The organism is Sorangium sp. So ce426, from assembly GCF_051475585.1.
GTDB lineage: Bacteria > Myxococcota_A > Polyangia > Polyangiales > Polyangiaceae > Sorangium > Sorangium cellulosum_B.
In genome coordinates, this window is record NZ_CP150341.1 from 6,011,397 (window position 1) to 6,033,072 (window position 21,676).

At 68.5% G+C, this 21,676-nt stretch carries 16 protein-coding genes; all 16 read left to right on the forward strand.

The features are described 5' to 3' along the window. The first annotated feature begins 380 nt into the window (after positions 1-380). The 16 genes from WMF44_RS22290 to WMF44_RS22365 all read left to right on the forward strand — a co-directional run bounded on the left by WMF44_RS22290 (position 381) and on the right by WMF44_RS22365 (position 21,672). Entirely contained in the window at positions 381-530 is a 150-nt protein-coding gene (locus tag WMF44_RS22290) for a hypothetical protein (RefSeq protein ID WP_437301118.1), read from the forward strand. Continuing rightward, positions 527-877 carry a hypothetical protein gene (locus WMF44_RS22295; protein ID WP_437301119.1) on the forward strand — a complete coding sequence of 117 codons (351 nt, stop codon included), beginning with the start codon at positions 527-529 and terminating at the stop codon, positions 875-877. The genes WMF44_RS22290 and WMF44_RS22295 overlap by 4 nt, the downstream gene beginning before the upstream one ends. Next, positions 858-1,505: a JAB domain-containing protein gene (locus tag WMF44_RS22300; protein WP_437301120.1), complete on the forward strand. Its 648-nt coding sequence runs from the start codon at positions 858-860 to the stop codon at positions 1,503-1,505. The genes WMF44_RS22295 and WMF44_RS22300 overlap by 20 nt, the downstream gene beginning before the upstream one ends. Before the next feature lie 162 nt (positions 1,506-1,667). Then, on the forward strand, positions 1,668-1,955 hold the full coding sequence (locus WMF44_RS22305; protein ID WP_437301121.1) for a hypothetical protein: 288 nt from the start codon (positions 1,668-1,670) through the stop codon (positions 1,953-1,955). Continuing rightward, positions 1,939-2,676 carry a hypothetical protein gene (locus WMF44_RS22310; RefSeq protein WP_437301122.1) on the forward strand — a complete coding sequence of 246 codons (738 nt, stop codon included), beginning with the start codon at positions 1,939-1,941 and terminating at the stop codon, positions 2,674-2,676. Before WMF44_RS22305 ends, WMF44_RS22310 begins: the two co-directional genes overlap by 17 nt. 118 nt (positions 2,677-2,794) lie before the next feature. Beyond that, positions 2,795-3,733: a hypothetical protein gene (locus tag WMF44_RS22315; protein WP_437301123.1), complete on the forward strand. Its 939-nt coding sequence runs from the start codon at positions 2,795-2,797 to the stop codon at positions 3,731-3,733. A gap of 129 nt (positions 3,734-3,862) precedes the next feature. Beyond that, positions 3,863-4,981 carry an AAA family ATPase gene (locus WMF44_RS22320; protein WP_437301124.1) on the forward strand — a complete coding sequence of 373 codons (1,119 nt, stop codon included), beginning with the start codon at positions 3,863-3,865 and terminating at the stop codon, positions 4,979-4,981. Positions 4,982-4,990: 9 nt separating this feature from the next. Then, entirely contained in the window at positions 4,991-6,160 is a 1,170-nt protein-coding gene (locus WMF44_RS22325; protein ID WP_437301125.1) for a vWA domain-containing protein, read from the forward strand. A gap of 21 nt (positions 6,161-6,181) precedes the next feature. Continuing rightward, positions 6,182-6,574, forward strand: coding sequence for a DUF6573 family protein (locus WMF44_RS22330; protein ID WP_437301126.1), 393 nt, complete (start codon positions 6,182-6,184; stop codon positions 6,572-6,574). A 590-nt stretch (positions 6,575-7,164) separates the two neighbouring features. Continuing rightward, a complete protein-coding gene (locus WMF44_RS22335; RefSeq protein WP_437301127.1) occupies positions 7,165-7,665 on the forward strand; it encodes an RNA polymerase sigma factor in 501 nt (166 codons plus the stop codon). A 77-nt stretch (positions 7,666-7,742) separates the two neighbouring features. After that, positions 7,743-8,015 (forward strand): hypothetical protein, encoded by a 273-nt coding sequence (locus WMF44_RS22340; protein WP_437301128.1) that lies wholly within the window; start codon positions 7,743-7,745, stop codon positions 8,013-8,015. 186 nt (positions 8,016-8,201) lie between these two features. Further along, the gene (locus tag WMF44_RS22345; RefSeq protein ID WP_437301129.1) at positions 8,202-8,483 is read left to right on the forward strand and encodes a hypothetical protein; all 282 of its coding nucleotides are present in this window, start codon (positions 8,202-8,204) and stop codon (positions 8,481-8,483) included. Positions 8,484-8,581: 98 nt separating this feature from the next. Then, entirely contained in the window at positions 8,582-9,613 is a 1,032-nt protein-coding gene (gene recA / locus WMF44_RS22350) for a recombinase RecA (protein WP_437301130.1), read from the forward strand. A 210-nt stretch (positions 9,614-9,823) separates the two neighbouring features. After that, positions 9,824-10,945, forward strand: a complete 1,122-nt coding sequence (locus WMF44_RS22355) for an AAA family ATPase (protein WP_437301131.1) — start codon at positions 9,824-9,826, stop codon at positions 10,943-10,945. A 187-nt stretch (positions 10,946-11,132) separates the two neighbouring features. Beyond that, entirely contained in the window at positions 11,133-11,336 is a 204-nt protein-coding gene (locus tag WMF44_RS22360; protein ID WP_437301132.1) for a hypothetical protein, read from the forward strand. A 1,321-nt stretch (positions 11,337-12,657) separates the two neighbouring features. Next, positions 12,658-21,672 carry a neuraminidase-like domain-containing protein gene (locus WMF44_RS22365; protein ID WP_437301133.1) on the forward strand — a complete coding sequence of 3,005 codons (9,015 nt, stop codon included), beginning with the start codon at positions 12,658-12,660 and terminating at the stop codon, positions 21,670-21,672. Positions 21,673-21,676 lie beyond the last annotated feature (4 nt).

Here is a 21,676-nt window from a genome sequence, read left to right on the forward strand (position 1 = left end):
CCCCGGCAGCGGAGTAGAGCGCACTCACGCAAGCAGCGTCAAGAGATGCGTGTAGCAGGAGGAAGCACAGGACGGGTGCGCGTGCGCTGGGCTGCACCCGCGGCAGAGCAAACGAGCGACGACGCAATAACCCAATTCCGCGTGGGATAAGAACTTGGGAGGTCCCATCTGTCGGAAGCTGCCATGAAGAACCACAAATTCCTTGTCAAAGCACTGCGCATCACTGCTGCGGTCCTCGCGATGACCGCCCAGGTGATCCTGGCCTGCGTGGGTTGATTTCTCGGGAGGCCCTGTCCACCGCGCCCCTTCATTACGGATCGCCCGTTTCCATTCCCGTCCAACTCGAACCGCGCCGTCATCGGCGCTCATGAGAGATCCCCATGTCCCAGAACAACGAGAACACCACGTCCGCTGTCTCCTCCTACGTCCTTCGTGTGTTCACGAACGAGTCCGTGAAGAAGGGCGCCGCCGCTGCGGTCGCCGGCCTCCTGGTCGCGGCCGTGTCGGAGGCGATCTGGCCGTCGCGGTGAGCGAGCTCATCTGTGAGGCCCTGCTGGAGCTGCTCCGCCAGGGTCTGCCCCGGCGCGTGCCGACGGCCGCGGAAATGCTCGACTGGCTCCGGGAGGCGGCAACCCCGCCTCCAGGTGTCGAGCTCTTCAGCGCCGACGGCGTAGCGTTCACCGGCATCCTGATCGTCGACCGGAACCGGCCGATCTTCATGCTCGCCGCACGACAGAGCCCGGCGCCACGCATCCACATGGGCCCGTCCGTGCCGCCCAGCACACCGCGCTACGGTTCGCCGTACGGCCAGCGCTCCCTGTTCGACGAGGACGACGAGTCCTACTGGCGGGACGGCCATGCCGGCTGGCCGCGGTGACGCCGACCTCGGGTCTCAGCGCCCAGGCGTGCAGCTCGGGGGCGCCCTGGCCGCGCCTGAGGACGAGCTGCTCCGCACCGTGCTGCGCAGCCGGCGCATCGCGGACCGGCTCGCCCGCGCCGCCGGCGGCTGGAGAGACCTGAGCGAGCACGAGCTGGAGCGGCTCGGGCTCACGAGTGTCCAGCGCAACGCCGTCCTGGCGTTGCAGCAGCTCGTCCGTAGCGGCTACCCCTCGCTGCCGAAACACAAGTTCTCCTGCTCGGCGGACATTGCCCGCATCTACGCCGACCGGCTGGGCGGGCTCGTTCACGAGGTGATGCTCGGCATCGCGCTCAACGGTCGCAACGAGTTCATGGCCGAGCTCGACGTGGCACGGGGCGGGAGGCACGGCGCCGCGCTCACCGTCGCCGACGCGCTGCGGCCGGTCATCCGTACCGGCGCCAGCGCGTTCGTCCTCGTGCACAACCACCCGAGCGGGGATCCAACGCCCAGCGCGGAGGACATCGCGCTCACGACGGCGATGAAGAGGGCTGCTGACCTCGTGAGCATTCCTCTGGTCGACCACATCATCATTGGAGGTCGCGGCGGTGGGTTCAGCTCCATGCTCGACCTCTGCATCATCCAGTAAGAAGACTGCCGACAGACCGTACCGACTGCATCGTCGAGCCGTGCTCGGTCTACAGCGGCGCTGACGATCCACCACGTTACAAGGTCACATTCCTCAGGGCGCCCGCTGGCACGAGCTCTCGTGCTCCGGGCGCCTTTCCGTTTTCGAAGAAAGGAACATCTCATGCGCGTCAACGGTCGTACGCTCCGCCCCTCGACCCTGGCCGAGCGCCGTCTGCTCTTGTCGCTCGGCACCGCCTCCCTGCGCGTGCCGCGCAGCATGAATCCGTTCGCCGTCGCCCGGCGGCTGCGCCGCGCCGCGCTGGGCAACAGCCCCGATCACGAGTTCGCCCGCGACCTGGTGAAGGCGAAGAAGCGGCCCGACCAACTGCCGGTCCCCTCGCCGGATCTGGATCTTCCGGAGCCCACGAACCCCGACGAGGGCATGATCGTCCATGGCCGGGCGGCGTAGCGGTCTGGCAGGGCTGGAGCGCGTTCTTCGCGCGCTCCAGCCCGGGTCGCACAACATCGGGGATTACGTCGCCGAGCACGATGAAGAGCTCGCGGTGCTGCTCGGCGTCGACGCCAGCGAGCTCCGGGCGCTGGCCGGCCAGCTCGATGAAGAGGCGGCTCCACGGGTTCGCGCGCTCCTCCAGCATCGAGCTGAAGCCCGCACGATACGTCATCAGGCTTCCCGTCGCGATGCCGTCCTGGCGGCAGCCCGGCGGCTTGCCATGACCGCAGTCTGGCGGGACAGCGCGGCGCTGCTGGACATAAGCGTCCTCCTCGGCGATCTGCTCGCGGATGTGACGGTCCAGCACATCGGCCTGATGAGCCGTGTCTTCGCGGTACATCTGCCCCGCAAGAAGCTGGTCGAGGTGGCAGATGTGCTTCCGAGGCAGTTCGCTGATCTGGTGAGCTGGGTGGACCGGACCGGACTCCACTTCCGATGGCGCCAGGGGCGCGGCGGGCTGAGCCTCTACTCGCAGGCGGTGCCAGCCAGCGAGTCCGCCCACGTTCTCCACGTCAGCATCCCGGCTCCTGCCATCAGGAAGCACTGGCCAGCTCCAGCTTCCGCGGATCGCCGAAGCCGAGACGCTCCGCGCCCGAACCCCACGAACGCAGCGCTCTCTGCAGCCCGCACAACGGGATGGCTCGCCGAGGCCCTCACCGAAGCTGCGTTCTCGGCGTAGCAATCACGGCGGTCCTTCGTCCTCTGGTGGACCGCTGCTCAGGGCAGCGTGCGAGTCTCCCCGCGCAGCGCCCGCTTTCCTTCGCAACACACGCTCTCCACGACACGGAGTCCACACCATGAACAGCGCACCGGCGACGCTCGAGCGCGCCCAACGGCGGCTCGCTGCCGCTGGAGGCCGCCACATCGGCGATCTCATCTCCTGGAACACCGACCGCATCGATGTGACGCGCGAGGCCGCTCGCCGCGTCTTCGCGACCGAGGGGCTCGGCCACCTCATCCCGGACATGGAGCCGGCCACTGCGCTCTCGCGCGCCGCGGCCGAGGTGAAGCGCCCGGCCGGCATCTTCGTTCGACCCTTCGCGCGGCCCAAGGGCGACACGAGCGCCGCGGTCGGCGTCTACGTGCAGAAGACCCGCGAGGGCGAGGCCGGCGACGAGTACGTCTGCGGCGCTCGCAGCCGGGTCGACCGGCACACGGGCACCATCGTGGGCCTGCCGCCCGACGGCGCACCCTCGATCGCCGAGGCCCTCGCGCACGCCGAGGCCATGGCCGCACACGGAAACCACCTCGTCGCGCACGCCGAGACGCGGGACATCTCCTTTGCCATGGTGGCGACGGCCAAGGCGCTCTCCGGCGTGCCGCTGCGGGACCGAGGCGGGTTCTACCTGCTGCCGCCGTCCACCTGCGGTGCCTGGCTCCGGCTCCGGCCGGGGCTCGAGCAGCTCGGCGTGAAACCGATCCGGATCGAGATGCACGACGCGCCCGACAACGTCGCAGTCGCCAGGGCGGCGGCGCAGGGCGCGCTGGAGGCGGACGTCGCGGAGCTCATCGCCGACCTCGACAAGGCGGCCTCGGAGGGCATGCGCCACAACGCGCTCGCGCGGCGGGTCGAACTCTGCAAGGAGCTCACGGCCAAGGCCGAGCTCTACCGCAGCGTCCTCGCCGGTGTCGCTGACCGGATCACGGCGCGAGTCAAAGAGCTCCAGCACAGCTTCAAGCTCCAGCTCGATGGCGGAGATGGCGTGTCGTTCACCATTCCCGTGGTCAACGACTGAGAGAGCCGGGATTGCCGGAAGGGGAAACGCCTCGCCGTGGGTGACACCGCGGCGAGGCACCGGCGCAGCATGCCCGCTGCGCAGACACATGAGGTGATGATGAAGTCCACGACCAACAACTCGGTTGATATGACCTCTGTGCGGCACAGGTTCCGGACCGTGCGCGACAGCTTGCTTGCCAGTTTCCGGGAGCGCGAGAACGCCGTCGAATGCATCCTGCTCGCTGCCCTCTCGGGCAATCACGCGCTGCTCGTGGGCCCGCCGGGTACAGCGAAGAGCGCCATGTTCTTCGGGTTCCTGTCCTGCTTCCCCGATGCGCGGAAGTTCCAGACGCTGGTCACCAAGTTCGGGACCGAGGACGAGTACTTCGGCCCGGTGAAGCTCAGCGCCCTGAAGAACGACCTCTGGGAGCGCAACCTCGACGGCCGGCTCGCCGGGGTCGAGTGCGCCTTCCTCGACGAGGTGTTCAAGGGGTCCGACTCGGTGCTCAACGCCTTCCTGTCGGCGATGAACGAGCGGCTCTACAAGGGCCGGACCATCCCGCTGCGGATGCTGGTCGGCGCCTCGAACGAGCTGCCTGAGGAGGAGAACCTGGCGGCGGTCTACGACCGCTTCCTGCTGCGGGACCTGGTCGAGTACGTGCAGGCGGACGCGACCTGGATGCAGCTCGTCGCGACGCCGCCGGCCTACACGGCCTCGGCCCAGATCAAGCTCGTCGAATGGGATGCGGCGCGGGCGGACGTCGGCTGCGTGACGCTGCCCGAGCGCATCGTGCAGGAGCTCCTCCGGATCCGGAACGAGCTCAAGGCCAACGGGATCGTCGTCTCCGATCGGCGCTGGATCGCGCTCACCCGCGTGCTCCGTGCCGCTGCCTGGCTCGACGACTGCGCCGACGTCGAGCTGGACCACCTCGCCGTGCTCCGGTACGGGCTCTGGCAGAAGCCGGACGATCGCGCCCGCGTGGTCGCCGTACTCGACACGGTGGACCGGAGCGCGGTGGCGAAGGCGATCACGGTCGTGGACGAAGCCCTGCGCGCCTACGCCCACCGGCCCACGGAGGCGGCGGCCTACCTGGAGGCGCTCCCCAAGCTCGCCGCCGACATCACCGACGCGGCCAAGCGGGTGCAGGAGCAGCTCAAGGATGGCGTGTCCCGCCGGGCGCAGGCGCGCATCCAGCCGAAGCTCGACGAGCTGAAGAAGGTCCACGACGCGCTCAAGGCCGACCTGGCCAAGCGCTACGCCCTTTAGGAGGTCGCGATGGGGACCTTCCTCCAGGCTCGGCGCGCCCACCGCGCCGTGGCGGTCGCAGCGGACCAGGACGCCGTGATCGCCGGGGACATCTGGAACGCGATCGTCGGGGCAGGGAGCGAGCCGCTCGCAGGCTCCTTCGCCGAGGCGGTGCAGGACACCGCGCCGGTGGAGCACGCCGCGCTGCTCGCGTCCGATGACGTGGCGGCGGCGTACGCCTTCGAGCGGTTGTGGGGCTGCCTCCCGGCCCTGCCCCCAAGGGCGTCGCCCTTCGAGCTGCGCGGCATCGCCCGGGAGACGTGGGCGGCCTTCGATGCGCAGGCCCGGCGCACCGAGCATCTTGCCGGAGGGTTCGGCTGGGACGTCAGCGCGGCGTGGACCCACGCCCGCGACGTCGAACTCGCCCACGGGGACCTCCACCAGGTCGAGCGCATCGCTCGCCTCGCTGGGCGCATGTACGCGGCGCTGCGAGGGGTCCGGGCCAGCCGGGTCCACGGCGTGCCCGCAGAGGTCTACTCGGTCGAGCAGGGCAACGACCTGTCCCGTCTGCTGCCGGCCGAGCAGGTGCTGCTCATGGAGCCCGTCCTGGAGACGGTGATCCTGGAGCGTATCGCCTCTCGGCGGGCAGCCCAGTACGCCGTGCGTGGCGAAGCGAAGAAATCGAAGGGGCCGCTCGTGATCGCGCTCGACGAGTCCGGGAGCATGCACGCGGCGCGCAACGAGTGGGCGAAAGCCGCGACCGTCGCGCTCTGCCGCGTCGCCTTCGATGAGAAGCGGCCGGCCGCCGTGGTCCACTACTCGACCTCCACCGTGGTCCAGGCCATCAAGCCCGGCGACACGGAGGCCGTGCTGCGGATGGTGCGTCACTTCCTCGGAGGAGGAACGGCCATCGGCCTCGCGCTCGGCATGGCCGTGCAGCAGGTCCGGCAGCTCGGCCGGCGGGGCCATCAGGGCGCCGACATCATCCTCGTCACCGACGGCGTGGACGGGGACCAGGCGGCTCAGGAAGCCGCGCTCCGCGACGGCCTGGCGCTCGGGGTGCGGCTCTGGACGGTGGCCATCGAGTGCGAGGTGCCCGAGACCTCACCGCTTCGAGCCAAGGCCGCGAACTACGTGCGCCTCGGTGGCGCAGAGCTCGCGAAGGGTGACAGCGTCTCTCTCCTGGCCGGCGCCACGTAATCCCAACCGGAGGAAAACAAGATGCCGGACAACGACGAGCTCGTGTTCGAGGTCATCGAGACGTACACGCGCGCCCAGGCCATCGCGGATGGCACCCTGATGGACGTGACGTCAACGGCCCGGGAGATGGGGATCAAGCTTCCCGTCGCCGTGACGCACTCCGTCTGGAACCGCTACATCATGCTGACTCCGGCTGCGCAGCGGGCCCGCAACGACGAGCGCGGCAGACTCTGGGATGTGCTGTGGATGTTCCGTGCGGCGGCCCAACGCGCACCGGAAGCAAACGAGATCCTCTTCTCGCTGTACGTAGTTACCGATTCCGCCAAGCCCTCGTTGGTGGAGCTCAAGGCGGTCTGCGGTCCCGGTGACAACGCCGAGCCGGTGATCACGATCATGCTGCCGGAAGAAGATTGAGGCGACCGCAGCTTCGGGCTGGTCCCGGAGCTGCATTCTTGCTGCTCCTGCAGCTCTCGCGTGCTGCACACCGTCTCTGTGACGCAGCAGCCCGCCCATCTCCGCTTCAAGTAGTGCAGCCCGCGGCGACGCCAATCGCCCGGGCTGCGTGGCCGAAACCTCGTACCCCGAGGTCCCGACATGCTGAATGTAGTCCGCCCGCCCTCCGCGGGCCAAGGGGGCCGTGCGCCGTCGCGCCGGCGCCCTCGCTCCCATCCGCCTTTCCCGACCGATATCGGAGCAATCCGGCTCCACACCGCGCCCAGCAACCAGCTGGGGCTGTACGGCTCCCGCTCCTGCCCCGCAGGAGGCATGAGCGTCCGCGTGCGAAGCCGACGGCACACCGCTGCCGACCCGCACCTCTCGTCGCCAACCATGGCCACGCGCGCCGCACAGGCGGCCGGCACCACAGGACACAGCGGGCCGCACGCTCCTGGGGCGGCTGACCGCTACCGAAACTCTGAGAGGGGCGGGTGAGCCGCGGGCGCAAGGGGGCGCGCCATCCACCCGCCGCGCCACATCCCCCGGTCCAGCCAAGCATCGCGGCGGTCATGGCGGAGCGGGCCTTCATCGTGGCCACGCTCATCTCCTGCGGCGTCCCGGCGCGCGACAGCGCCGACGTCGCGCAGGCGGTGGTCCTGGGTGCCTGGCAGGCGATTGAGGCGGGCCGGTATCGTCCCGACCCGGCTGCAAACGCTCGGCAAATGCTTCGCCGCTGGCTCCGCGGTGTCGCCTGGCGGCACGCGGTGCACTACCTCGAGAGCGCGTACGTGCGTCACGAGGTCCTGCACCACGAGCCGCTCGGTCCTCTGCGCCACGCCGTGGGTCTGAATCTCGAGGCGCAACTCCAGGCGCGTGCCGAGATGGAGGCGCTCCTCGCGCTCTGGCAGATGCCGCTCTGGGCGCGCGAGGTACTCGCCCTGGCGGCTCTAGGTCATGAGGGCACCGAGATCGCGAGCGTGCTGCACCTGCACCGCGGAACCGCCGTCAGCCGGCTCCGCCGGGCTCGCAAGCTGCTCGCGCGCATGCGTAAGCGAAAGGGGCGCCGATGAACCTCGGAGGTCCCAAGCACCGCATGAGTGTCACGTTCCCCGGCAAGCCAGTCACACGGTGCGTATCTCCCCACGACATGGAGGACTACTTGGAGTCAAAGGGCTACCAGTCGGCGCTCTCGGTAGAGCGCGACTGGTCCAGGGACATCCCCTACGCCTGGTTGCCGCCCAGGAGGCTGGATCCGCGCGCCCCGCCGATCCACATCCAGCCCCGCGTGGTCATGGGGCCGCGGCTGTGCTCGCAGCCGCTGGAGAAGGTCATCGAGGCCATCGCGCACAACGATGGACGCACGCCTGGCGAGGTGCTGCGCGAGATCGCCGTGCACTCTCAGCTGGACCGCGGCGAGTAGCTTCCTCCGCCCCGCTATCACGGCGCACACCGTGCCCTCTCTTCCAAGCCTCAGCACTCATGCCGAGACCCAGAAGGGCCGAAAATCCCCGACGCTCAGCCATCAACAATTCGGATTCAGCTACGGCGCACAGGAGTCCTGTGCACCGTCCTCCTTTCGAGCAGGCCAAACTGGAGGCAATCCACCATGACAGAGACTCGCCAGTACCCGGCGGATGACGACACCTGGGACGGCCGTACCGAGCGGCCGCCACCGAACGACGCCGTCCGATTGGACGATGCCAGCTACATGCGCAAGTGGCTCACCGCGCTTCGGGAGCAGGTGGACCAGGGCCTGAACGCCGCCGAAGATGCCACGCGCCCCGTCCAGGAGCGCGTTCTCTCCAGGCACGAGGCGCGCCGCCGCATCGAGAAGGCGACGGAGACCATCCACAACCTGCTCGACGCTGCGGAGCGCGGCCTCCCCTGACGATCGCTCACGCAAGGGCGCCCGCCTGCGCAGGCCCTGCCTGCTGCGCGGCACTCTCCTGTCTCGCCAACCCCCCTATTCAGCAAAGGACCTTCACCATGAACGCTCACGTCAGCAAGGCCCGCGCCGTCCAGTCCGTGGTCGGCGCCATCGAGAAGCAATTCGGAAAGGGAGCTCTCATGTCCCTCGGAAGTGGTGACAACATCCCCGAGATCCGGGTCATCCGCACCGGCTCGCTCGCGCTCGACGCCTCCCTCGGCGTCGGCGGGTACCCGCGCGGCCGTGTCGTCGAGATCTACGGCCCGGAGTCGTCCGGCAAGACCACCCTCACGCTGCACGCCATGCGCGAGGCCCAGCGGACGGGTGGTGTCGCGGCGTTCATCGACGCCGAGCATGCGTTCGACGTCACCTACGCGCGGGCGATCGGCGTCGACACCGACCGGCTCCTCGTCTCCCAGCCGGACAGCGGCGAGCAGGCGCTCGAGATCGCCGAGATGCTGACCCGCTCCTCGGCCGTCGACATCATCGTCATCGACTCGGTCGCCGCGCTCACGCCGAAGGCCGAGATCGAGGGGGACATGGGCGACCAGCACCTCGGGCTGCAGGCGCGGCTGATGAGCCAGGCACTCCGCAAGCTCACGGGCATCGCGCACCGGACCGAGACCACCCTGATCTTCATCAACCAGCTCCGCCACAAGATCGGCGTCGTCTTCGGCAGCCCCGAGACGACCACGGGCGGCAACGCGCTCAAGTTCTACGCGAGCGTGCGCCTCGACGTGCGCCGGGTCGGGACCATGAAGGCGGGCGAGGACACGGTCGGAGCCCGCACGCGAGTCAAGATCGTCAAGAACAAGCTGGCGCCGCCCTTCAAGGAAGCGGAGTTCGACATCCGCTGGGGTAAGGGGATCGACGCCGCCGGCGACCTCGTCGACCATGGTCTCGCGATCGGGGTCATCCAGAAGAACGGCGCGCACCTCGCCTTCCGCGGCGAGCACATCGGCCACGGGCGCGATCGAGCTCGTGAGGCGCTGCTCGCGAACGGAACGCTGGCCGCCGCTGTGCGCGCCGGCGTTGAGGCGGCCGGGCACGATCCCCAGACGCGCCAGCGGGTCGAAGCCGCGGGGACCTGAGCCCTCGGCAGCGACGACAAGAGCAGGTGGACAGCCCGCAGCGCTCGGCGGCGGGCTGTCTCCCCGCCCCCGAGATCCGCCCGCGGTCATCGCCATGCGCGAGCGGGTTCCAGCCGGGTGGGCCGCACCCCGCTGGAGTTCCCCGCGACGGCCGCCGCTCCCGTCGCGCGGCGCAGGCCGCGCTTTCCCATCAGCAACCGAGGAAAGATCATGCTTCAGAGAGTCCGAATCCAGGGCTTCAAAACGATCGTGGATGTCACGTTGGAGCTCGGGCAGTTCAACGTGTTCGTCGGGCCGAACGGCGCCGGGAAGACCAACCTGCTCGAGGGTATCGCGCTGCTCGGCGCGGCTGCGCAGGGCCACGTGGACCCGGACGCCTTGAACGCACGCGGGGTGCGAGTGACGCGGACCCGGCAACGCACCCTCCTCAGGACGTCAAGGCGTCGGCAGACGAAGGTGATCATTGAGGCGTGGGCCGAGGAAGCCCGCTACGAAGCCAGGCTCCGGGAACCTAAGACTCGGTCGTGGTCATGGAACTTCGCCCGTGAGCGACTGATGGAGAACGGGGAGGAGCTTGCCGCCCGAGAGCACGAGGTGGGGTGCTTGGTGCTGGATCGAAAGACCAGGGGTGTGGCCGCGATCAAGCCGGAGCATGATCGCGGGATCGCTCCGCTGGTGTGCGCGACGCATGGCGGAGGGCCGCTCAGCACGCTGCTTCGTGCCTTGGATCTGTTCGCCATCTACAGCCCGCACGGCTCCTCCCCTGAGTCGCTCAAGGGCGTATTGTTCGAGTGCGCCCCCGAGTTGCAACGGGAGCGTGTCCTCTGGCGACGGATCGTCGATGAGGTGCGCAGGCTCGCGGAGTGGACCGAGGATGTGTCGGACGAGGGCGTCAGCTTCGCTGACCGTCATCTGCGCCGCGATGCGCGATGGATCTCCACCGGCGCCGCCGACGACGGCACGCGGCTCATCCTGTACACGCTCATGCTGCTACTGCTCCCCGAAGGCCCGTCCGTCTTGGCCCTCGAGAACGCTGACCACGCGCTGAGCCCACGTCTAGCGCTCCGGCTTGCTGAACGAGTGCAGCATATCTTGCTGAACGAGCCCGGGCGGCCGCAACTGCTTATGGTCACGCAGCGGCCGGAGGTGCTCGATGCGCTCGACCTCAGGGACGACCGGGTGCGTCTCTTCATCGTGGCTCGGCACGAGAGCGGGGCGACGGAGGTGGGCCGGGTCAGGTACAGCGACGCGCTCGCCAGGTGCACGGAGAGGGGGATGACGCTCTCGCGGCTGTGGCTATCCGGCGCGCTCGGCGGGATGCACAACATGTGAGCTCAGGCGTCGCATCAAGCGTCAACTCAAGTTCAGAGCACGCGCGGGGATAAGCAACGTGAAGGAGGACGACCATGAACATTCTGCGTCGCGTCGCCCAGCTCGTGCTCGACATCAACAAGATCCAAGCCGAAGCCGTGTTCAAGGTGTACGGTCGATTCGGTCTCTACCGGCGGGTGTACATCGCATGAGGCTTCTCGGAGGACGTCCCGAGGCGCGGGTGCTCGTGCTCGGCCACGACGCCGTGGCGGAGCAGCACGAGATCCTGTGCCGGTTCGTGCGGGGTGACATCGGCACCGTGCAGCTCATCGAGGGGCTGGCGCGGTGGTTTTCGAGCTACATGGAGAGTTGCCAAGCCGCCGCGGCGGCCGAGCTCCAAGCTGCGGCCTGATTCGAGGCGCAGGGCGTAGGAGAACGGACGGAGATCTCCGCAGTTCTCCTTTTAGCTCCTTGTTGCTTCTCGAGGAGGCCCACTCACTCCAACGCTTCGCTTCGCTCATTGCCCAAAACTTCTAGCGTGACGCTCGATGCTGTGCGAGCCTCTATGTAGAGTCCGGCTCCGACACCCTCGCGTTCAGTGACACCATTCAGTATCTGACTCTTCGAGCTCGAGCCTCTGCCGATCTCATGGCCAGATGCGCGGATGAAAATGTCCCACTGTGTACGTCGCGCCAAGGCGAGCCCTGCCTAATCCTCCATACGGGAACCCGCCCCTATGCGGTGTGTACGGAACGCGAGCAGCTCGTGGGAGAATCGGCGCGCTCTCATCTCGAGGCATGGCGACGTCGGCCTCCGCCGTCTCGTCCCCTCCGCCTGGCCATCCACGAAACCCCCTGTCCTCGACGTGCGCCACACCGCGCACGTCCCGCTCTGCGCCGGTACTGCCCATGTCGGCCTGATCCGCGCGACTGGGCACACGACGAGAGGTACCCCCATCCTGGTGCGCTTCCAGGCGCGCCCGTCCCTGTCCCCCGCCGCCCTCATGACCGAACCGACGCCGCCTCACCCCTTGCGTGTGGGGTTGCAAGATTGAAGCCGCTGCGAACGAGAGGCCTTCAGCGTCCACGAGCCAGGATGGATACGGCGCCCCTTGGCATATTGCTTGCGTTGAGCACCGCGCGCGAACTCGAGAGGACGCTCGCGATAGGATCGGCGCATCCTCCACGAGTCCGAGTACGGCAGACGTCGAAAACTTGCTGCAACGAGATCGTGCCTTGATCTCGGAGCGACAAATAGACAAGCCTTCTCCACTTAAGAAACACCAGCAACGAAGGCCTCTCGTGGGGTGGGGCGGGTTCGTGGATCCATCAGGGTTGTTCCAAGTCGTGGCACCGCTGTTCGGGCGGGATGGGTGGAGCCTGCACGTGGGACTGTGATGGCTCCTCCATTGCGGTCGCCCCTTCTGCGCGGAGCCGCCGTGCTCTCGACCATTCCCTCGTGGTAGCCAGACGACCGTGGAGGCCGCCTTCCGGGAGGCATTCCACCACGCCGCAGCGGGCACGGCCGAGCCCAGGGGTCGGCCTGTGGCGATGGAATTCCAAGCAGAATCGCGGGCTTATCAGGATGCTGTCTTCACGTCATCATGACATGGCTCTTCGGCATGGCGAGCTCTCGCTCGCCGTGTAGTCTCGCTGCATTGCTTGCTCCCCCGCCCTGCGGATGGTGAGTTCTTTGAATCAACCCAGCATTCCTCTACGGAAGGTCATCATCCCATGATGGAACAGAACGAGCAGAAGCTCACGGTCGTGGGTCGTGTCGTTGACAGCCGCAGCCCCACCGGCAGCGACAGCGCAGCCGGCTTGCCGGGCGTGACGGTCGAGGTCTGGCTGAAGGCCGCCTCGACCGAGGTCGTCGCCGCGGTCACGACCGGTTCTTTGGGTGAGTTCGCGGTCGGGCTCGATGCGGCGGCGCTCCGCCCTCTCCTCGGCGCCCACCCCGCATTGGCGTTCTTTCGTGTCTACCAGGGCAGCCAGCTGCTCATCGACACGGAAGAGTCCATCATGTGGCACGAGAACGGACCCAACCAGACGCTGCGCATTCCGGTGGACCCCACGAAACCCAAGAGCGCTGGGGCGCCGACGCTCTGGAGCGTGCGCGGCCGGGTCACCGACTCGAGGGGCGCTCCGCTCGAAGGAATGATCGTCCACGCTTACGACCGCAATCTCGACCCGCCTGCGCCCAAGTTCCTCGGGAACAGCGCGACGGACGCCGCGGGGTACTACCGGATCGCCTATCCCCGGAGCCAGCTCGGACGCGCCTCGAAGGCACACGCAGACCTCGAGGTGAGCGCCTGCAAGCAGAACGGCGCGACGCTCCTCACGCTGTACACGCGTCGTGTCTGCCACGCGCCGGCCACGGCCGTTGTCGACATGGTCGTCGCGGGCAATTACCCCGGCGCGATCTCAGAGTACGAGCGCCTCATGGCCGCCGTCGCGCCCACCCTCGGCGCGCTGGAGCTCAAAAACCTCGATGAGGACCGCCTCGCGCTGGCCGCCTGCAGCGCCGGCGTGGATCGCCGGATGCTCGAGCTGGCGGCCGCCGCGGCCAGGATGGCCGAAGGGACCAGCATCGACCCCAAGATCTTTTATGGGCTTCTGCGGTGGGGCCTACCGGCGGAGCGGCCGGCCCTGCTCTCCCGTGGCCTCCCGACGCTGCGCGAAGCCCTCACGTGGGCCACTGAGGAGAGAGTTATCCCTTGGATGCTTCCGGCCGATATCGATACGGTGCTGGCGCAGCTCAAGCCCCTCGTCGCAGGCGTTGCATCCCAGGAAAGTGTGCCTGGTGCAGGATCGCTGGATCAGATGCTCGCGAGCGCCATTCCGGTATCGAGCGAGCGGAACCTGCTGCTCGATCGCTATGTGGAGCACCAGGGGGACATCCCCTCGTTCTGGAGAACGCTCCGCAATTCGAAGAGCTTGCCGCAGGACGCCATCGCCGGCGCGCAGCGCACCTTTCAGCTCGGGGCCGTGACTCGCCACCACGTGCCGCTCATCAAGAAGCTGAACGAGCAGTTCCAGTCCGGCACGGTGCGTTCGCTGCGTGATCTGGCGCGGCGCGACGAGGCCGATTGGCTCACCCTGTTCGACCAGACGGTCGACGGGGCGCCCGTGGGCGTCCCCGGCACCGTGCCAGGCGCCACAATCCAGGAAAAGCGGCAGAACTATGCCGCGGTCCTGACCCGGACCCTGGAAAAAGCCTTTCCCGGAGCCGCCCTCGCCGGCCGCCTCCGCACAGCCGCTCCAGCGCTCGGCGACGCAGTCCGTTTCCTCGACGAGGCGCAGTTCGACTTCGGGCATCGCCGGCTCCGGGAGCACCTGAGCCTCAACCCGAGCGCCCTCTCCTTCGCGGCGCAGCCTGCCGTGACGATGGCCCAGCTGGCGGGCATGGAGCGGCTGCACAAGCTCACATCCTCCGCCTCCGAGATCAAAACGCTGATGAGCTACGGGCTCGACTCCGCGCAGAGCATCGTCCGCATGGGTCGCGCCCGCTTCTCCAGGCTCGTCTCGACCGAGATCGGGTCGGATCGCGCGGCCGCGATCTACCAGGCGGCGGATCGCGTCCTCGGTAGCTCCCACGCGCTCGCGGCGCGCCATCATGCCTCGTTCAACGCTACGACGATGTACGTGCTGTCGCAGGTTGAACCGCTCACGGGCGAGGTCGCGTTGGGCTTTCCCGACTGGCCGACGCTCTTCGGCTCGCTGGATTTCTGCGCCTGCGGACACTGCCGGTCGGTCTACAGCCCGGCCGCCTACCTCGTGGACCTCTTGCAGTTCCTCGAGCGCCAGGCCGCCAGTGTGCCCGCCGCTGGATCGAAGACGAGATACAACCTCTTCGAGCAGCAGGACACCACGATCCCGAGCGCCCACAAGTCGGCCTGCGACGTGCTGCTCGAGCGGCGTCCGGACATCGCCCGCCTGGAGCTCACGTGCGAGAACGCGGACACGGCCGTTCCCTACGTGGATCTCGTGAACGAGATCCTGGAGTACGCCGTCGCGAACACCTCGCTCTCGCCCGTGGTCGGCTTCCCCGATCACATCGCGACGGCGGGCACGGCTCCCGAGCTCGCCGCCCAGCCTCAGCCGCCCCCACCGTCGAAACAGGTCGTCTACGACAAAGCGTACGAGCTTCTCGCCGCGCAGCGCTATCCGTGGCGGCTCCCCTTCAACCAGGGGCTGGAAGAGGCGCGCCTCTACCTCGATCATCTGGGCGTGCCCCGCGCTCACCTGATGGAGGTGTTCCGCCGGGCGGACGGCGTCGATCCCGCCGAGTACGGCGTCCACATCGCGCTCGAGCGGCTCCGCCTCTCCGAGGAGGACCGAAGGCTCCTCGCCGGGACGCCACCTGCCGGAGCTCCAGGGCCCTTTGAACCGTGGATGCACTGGGGACTTTCCGAAAGCGCGAATGCCATCCCCGATCCCACCGGCGCGAGCGAGGACCCGATCCGCGGCAGCTGGGTCGTGGTGCTGCAGAACGTCGCCGTGCTGATGCATCGCCTCGGGGTCACCTACGATGAACTCACGGCCCTGCTTCACACGCGCTTCGTCAACCCGAATGGGCTGCTCGAGATCAGCGCGGCCGACGGGGCGGACCCGCTGACGTGCAAGACATCGGAGCTGCGCGTCTCGGCCCTGGAGCCCGAAGGGCTGCACCGGATGAACCGCTTCACCCGGATGCGCCGCGCGCTCGGCTGGTCCGTTGCCGAGCTGGACCAGGCGCTCTCGGTGCTGGGCGGCGGCACCAGCGACGAGACGCTGATCAGGCTGGCGGGCGCCGCCGTTCTGCAAACCGAGCTGCGCATGCCCGTGCTCGAGATGCTCGTTCTGTGGGGGCCGATCCAGACACGCTCGGGTCCTCTGCCCGAGGATCGTTCGCTCTACGAGCGGCTCTTTTTGAACAAGACCGTGGTCAACCCGGTCGATCCGGCGTTCCGCCTGAACAGCAGCGGCTCGGAGCTCGCGGACTCGGACGAACCGATCGCCGATCACGCGCCTGCCGTGCTCGCCGCCCTCCGCCTCAGCGCGGCCGATCTCGCGCTCCTCACGGACAGCGCCGTGAGCCAGGCGGCCATCCATGCTCCGCCGGTGGTGAGCGGCGGCCTGCTGAACCTCGCGAACCTGTCGAAGCTGTTCCGGGCGACCTCGCTTTCGCGGGCGCTCAAGCTGCCCTTGCGGGATCTCCTCGCGCTCTGCGCCATGTCGGGGAGCGATGTCCTCACGACGACCGATCCGGACGTGACACGGCGATTCGTCGAGGCGGCGCTCGCGGTGCGCGCGACGGGCTTCGGCGTGGCTCCCCTCGGCTACGTGCTGCGTCATGTGGCGCCGCTTGCGAGCGGCCTGGTTCCTGAGCAGGCCCGCATCGATGCCGTGCTCGCCGATCTCACGGCCGGCCTCGCCCGGATCCGGAGCGCAGCGGATGCGCCCGAGGACGCGAACACGCCCGCAGACACTGGCGAACCGCTCTCGGCGGAGGTCTTCGTGCGCCAGCGGCTCGGAGAGGAGCTCCGTCTGGACGCGGCGACGACGGCGCGGCTCCTCACGGAGACCCTCGTTGCCGAGGTCGATCCGAACCGCAAGGCGATCGCCGACTTCCTCGGAGGGCTCGATGGCGGCCCCACCCCGTCCGAGACCCACCGGCGCCGCACCTTCGTGCGCCTGGAGAAGATCGCCACGCTGGTCCGCCGGCTGAAGCTCACCGCGGACGAGCTGGCGTGGGTGATTGACCCTGCGTGGCTCGACCTGAACGCCCTGCCCGTCGAGTCCGCCGCGCCGCAGCTGCCGCAGTTCAACGGCTGGCTGCGGCTCACGGCCCTTCTGCGGGTGCGCGATGCGCTGCCGGCTGGCAAGGCTGCGCTCGCGGAGCTCTTCCGCCTGCACGCCACTGGCGTCGATGCGCAGGGGCAGCCGATCGATCTGCTCGCCCAGATCGCCGGGCGGACAGGCTGGCCGCTCGAGGACCTGTCGTCGCTCGCCGGGCCGGGTGGGTGGTTCACGGCCACCTTCGCAGCGCTCGGGCTCGATCAGCAGCTGGTACGGCTCGCCGACGCCGCCGCCCTGCTCAAGCGCCTCGGCATGTCCGCCGCACAGGCAACGCCCTGGGCCGACGTCGATCAGACACCCGCCGGCGCGCGGGCGACGACGGCCAGCATTCGCAACGCGGTCAAGGCCAAGTACAGCGAAGAGGCGTGGTCGGCCTTGGCCCGGCCGCTGCGGGACGTGCTGCGCGAGCGTCAGCGCGGGGCCCTCGTGGACACGCTCGTCTGGAAGCGGGGGTATGCGAGCTCGGACGAGCTCTTCGCCGAGCTCCTCGTCGACGTCGAGATGAGCCCGTGCCAGCTCACCTCGCGCGTCAAGCAGGCGATCGGCTCGGTGCAGCTCTTCGTCCAGCGCGCCTTGCTGCGCCTGGAGCGTGATGTCGTCCTCGGCGACGAGGCGGCCCGGGAGTGGACGTGGCTCAAGAGCTACCGGGTGTGGGAGGCCAATCGCAAGGTGTTCCTGTACCCGGAGAACTGGATCGAGCCCGAGCTGCGCGACGACAAGACGCCGTTCTTCAAGGCGCTCGAGAACGAGATGTTGCAGAGCGATCTCGACGAGCGCAGCGCCGAGCGCGCGTTCCGGGGCTACCTGGAGAAGCTCGACCAGGTTGCGCGGCTGGAGGTGATGGGCTTGGTGGCTGAGCGGGAAGCTGTGTTCGTGGCGATGGACTCTGCCCCCGAGGTGCTGCACGTCTTCGCCCGCACCCGCGGCGCGCCGCACGTCCATTTCTACCGCCGCCTGGTGCGCGGCGCGACCTGGACGCCGTGGGAGAAGATCGAGCTCGACATCCAGAGCGAGCACCTGATCCCGGTCGTCCATGAGCACCGGCTGCTGCTCTTCTGGGCCATGCTCGAGGAGGTCCCGCAGGACAATCAGGGTACGAACCAGAACGGTCAACCCCCCAGCGCCGACATCCGTGTAAGGCTCGCATTCAGCGAGTACGAGGATGGGAAGTGGTCGGCACGGCGCGTCGTGGACACACCGCCGCTCCGCCTGTTCAAATCGACGCCGCCGCCAGATTTCGACGCATCGATCCACTTCCGGGCCTTCTCCCGCTCGGGCGGGAATCACCAGCCCAGCGAGCTCGTGGTGCAATGCCTCGTTTCACTGAGCGCGATTCTCGATGTCGCGCCCACCTGGTCCCCGAGCCTCGTGCGCGGCGAGTTCGTGCTCTCGGGCTGCAGTGGGAGCTGGCAGCTGAGCGACTACACCTCCGAATACCGCCTGGTCCCCCTCCGGCGTCCCGGCCGGGCGATTCAGGACCGGATGGCGCTGCGCGAGTTGGCCTCGCGCACCAACGACGGCCGGATGTACGCGCCGGCCGGCAGGGTCAAATCGGCGACGGACAAGGAGCTCGCCGAGGGCGGCGAAGTGCTCACGGTGCTCTACAAGACCCCGGGCACGTTCCGGCTCGTCCTGCCGCACTCGGAGGAAGACTTCCTCGCAAACGATCCCTTTTTCTACGAGGACAGCACCCGCAGCTTCTTCGTCACCCCCGAGCCCGAGCCCCTGCCGCCATTGCAGCAGGCCGATCTCGCCTTCCCTGGCATGCGCGCGACGGCGCCGACCGGCCTCAGGAGCGTCACCCTCGCCATGAGCCGCGAGGTGGAGCAGTGGGCGAACGAGCCGTCCGAGCCCATGTACAGCTTCCGGCCTATGCCGCGCCACCACCTGCGTTTCGCCACGTTCCAGCACCCGTATGTCTGCGAGCTCATCAGCGAGCTGCGCCGCCATGGCGTGCTCGACGGCCTGCTCAACTGGTCGCGGCGCACGCCGCCGCTGCAGCTCGAGAGCCGCTCGGCCTTCGAGGACGTGTACAGCCCAGGCGACGCGGTCGTCGACCCGTACCCCATCGAGGACATCGATTTTTCCTGGGGCGGCGCTTACTCCGCGTACAACTGGGAGCTGTTCTTCCACGCGCCGCTGCTCATCGCTGATCGCCTGAGCGAAAACCAGCGCTTCGAGGAGGCGCAGCGCTGGTTCCACGCCATCTTCGACCCGACCACCGGATCGACCGATCCGGTGCCGGCGCGGTTCTGGAAATTCCGCCCGTTTTACGAGAACACCCACCTGTACTCCATCCTCACACTGCTCGGCGAGCTCGATCCGCGCGACCCTCTCTCGCAGCAGCTCCGGAACCAGATCGCGGCCTGGCGGCGCGAGCCGTTCAACCCGCACCTCCTCGCGCGGATGCGGATCGTCGCCTACCAGAAGACGGTCGTGATGAAGTACATCGACAACCTGATCCGGTGGGGCGATCAGCTCTTCCGTCGCGACACGATCGAGTCGATCAACGAGGCGACCCAGCTCTATGTGCTCGCGGCCGGCATCCTCGGCCCGCGCCCGCGCGCGATCCCGCCGCGCGCGACCGTTGCCCCCAAGACCTATCGCGAGCTCGAGCCGCTGCTCGATAGCTTCTCGAACGCGCTCGTCGAGATCGAGGCCTTCGTCGACCCGGCCGATGTCGCCGGAAGTGACGACGACGAGGGCGGCGATCGAGAGGCGCTGAACCTTCCGACGACGCTCTACTTCTGCGTACCGCCGAACGACAAGCTCCTCGGCTACTGGGACACGGTCGCCGATCGCCTGTTCAAGATCCGCCACTGCATGAACATCGAGGGCGTCGTGCGGCAGCTGCCGCTCTACGAGCCGCCGATCGACCCGGCGCTGCTCGTGCAGGCGGCCGCGGCGGGCGTGGATCTCACGACCGTGATCAACGACGTCGCGGTGCCGGCGCCGCACCACCGCTTTCAGGTGTTGCTGCAGAAGGCCAGCGAGCTGTGCGCCGAAGTCAAGGCGCTCGGGGCGTCGCTGCTCGCCGGGCGCGAGAAGCGCGACGCCGAGGCGCTCGCGGTGCTGCGCGCCGGGCACGAGGTGCAGTTGCTCGACACGCTGCGCCAGGTCAAGGAGGGCCAAGTGGCCGAGGCGCGCGAGGGGCTGGCCGCGCTGCGCGCGTCGCGCGAGGGGGTCAGCCGGCGCCACCAGTTCTACCGGGACGCGTCGTACATGAACGTGTGGGAGGCGGGTCATCTGATGATGAGCGGCGCGGCCTCCGCGGCCCAGGTCGTGACCGAGCTGATGATGGCCGGCGCGGCGGCCGCGCACATGGTCCCCACGGTGACCGCGGGCGCGGCCGGCATGGCGAGCCCCGTGGCCCTCACCACCACGGTGGACGGCAGCAAGCTGGGCGCGTCGTCGGAGGCCGGCACCAAGGCGGCGAGCATCGCGGTCACGCTCCTGCGCGAGGCGGCGGCGGTCAGCGCCACGATCGGCAGCTACGAGCGGCGCTGGGATGAGTGGAAGCTGCAGGAGGACCTCGCCGCCCGCGAGCTCGTGCAGCTCGACAAGCAGATCGCCGCCGCCGAGCTGCGCGTCGCGATCACCGAAAAGGAGCTCGCCGCCCACAACCTCCAGATCGAGCAGGCCCATGAGGCGCACGCCTACCTGCGCGACAAGTTCACGAGCGAGCAGCTCTATCACTGGATGGCCGGACAGGTCGCCGCCGTCTACACCCAGGCATTCCAGCTCGCCTACGACATGGCCAAGCGGGCCGAGAAGGCCTTCCGCTTCGAGCGCGGCGTCAGCTCGTCGTCCTATATCCAGTTCGGCCAGTGGGACAACCTGCGCGGCGGCCTGCTCGCCGGCGAGCGCCTGAGCCTCGATCTCAAGCGCCTGGAGCTGGCCTACATGGAGCACGACCGGCGCGAGCTCGAGCTCACCAAGCACGTGTCGTTGCTTCTGCACGATCCGGTCGCGCTCATGACGCTCAAAGCGACCGGAAAGTGCGTCGTGAGGCTGCCCGAGGCGCTGTTCGACATGGACTACCCGGGACACACCATGAGGCGCATCAAGAGCGTCAGCCTGACGCTGCCCTGCGTCGCCGGGCCCTACGCCTCGGTCAACTGCACACTGACCTTGATGTCGAGCAGGGTGCGTACCACCACGAACCCCGCCGATTATGCCGCGCAGTCGGAGCAGGATGTCGCCTGGGGGTTCACGCCGGTCCAGGCGATCGCGACCAGCCATGCCCAGAACGACAGCGGGACGTTCGAGCTCAACTTCCGGGACGAGCGGTACTTGCCCTTCGAGGGCGCCGGGGCGATCTCCGACTGGCAGATCGAGTTGCCGGCGGACACGCAGGCGTTCGATGTCGACACCCTCTCCGACGTGGTCATCCACCTGCGCTACACGGCGCGCGACGGCGGCGGGCCGCTCCGTGATGCGGCGCGGGCCGCGCGCGATGAATGGCTCAAGAACGCGGAGGAGACGCCGCTCGCGCGCCTGATCAGCCTGCGCCAGGAGTTCTCCTCGGCGTGGCAGGGCTTCCTCGATCCGGCGGGCAATCGCACGCTCCCCATTGCGCTGGGGCCGGAGCGATTTCCGTTCCAGCTCCGGAGCAAGGAGCTGAAGATTCACCGGGTCGAGGCGGTTGTGAAGCTCAAGCCGCAAAAGGCCCTGTCCTTCGTTCTCGGGCTGACGCCTCCTCCGGGCACCGCTCAACGCATCGACTTCGAGCTAGCGCCCATCCTCAACGACCAGCAACAGCCCGTTCGCCAGGATCTGCTCCGCGACGAGAAGGACTGCTCCAACGCACCCCTTGGCACGTGGGTGCTCTCGGCGACCGAGGCTGCGACGGAGCTCGCCGCCGAGCTCGACGACATCGCCCTGGTCGTCCACTACACGGCAGGCTGAGGGG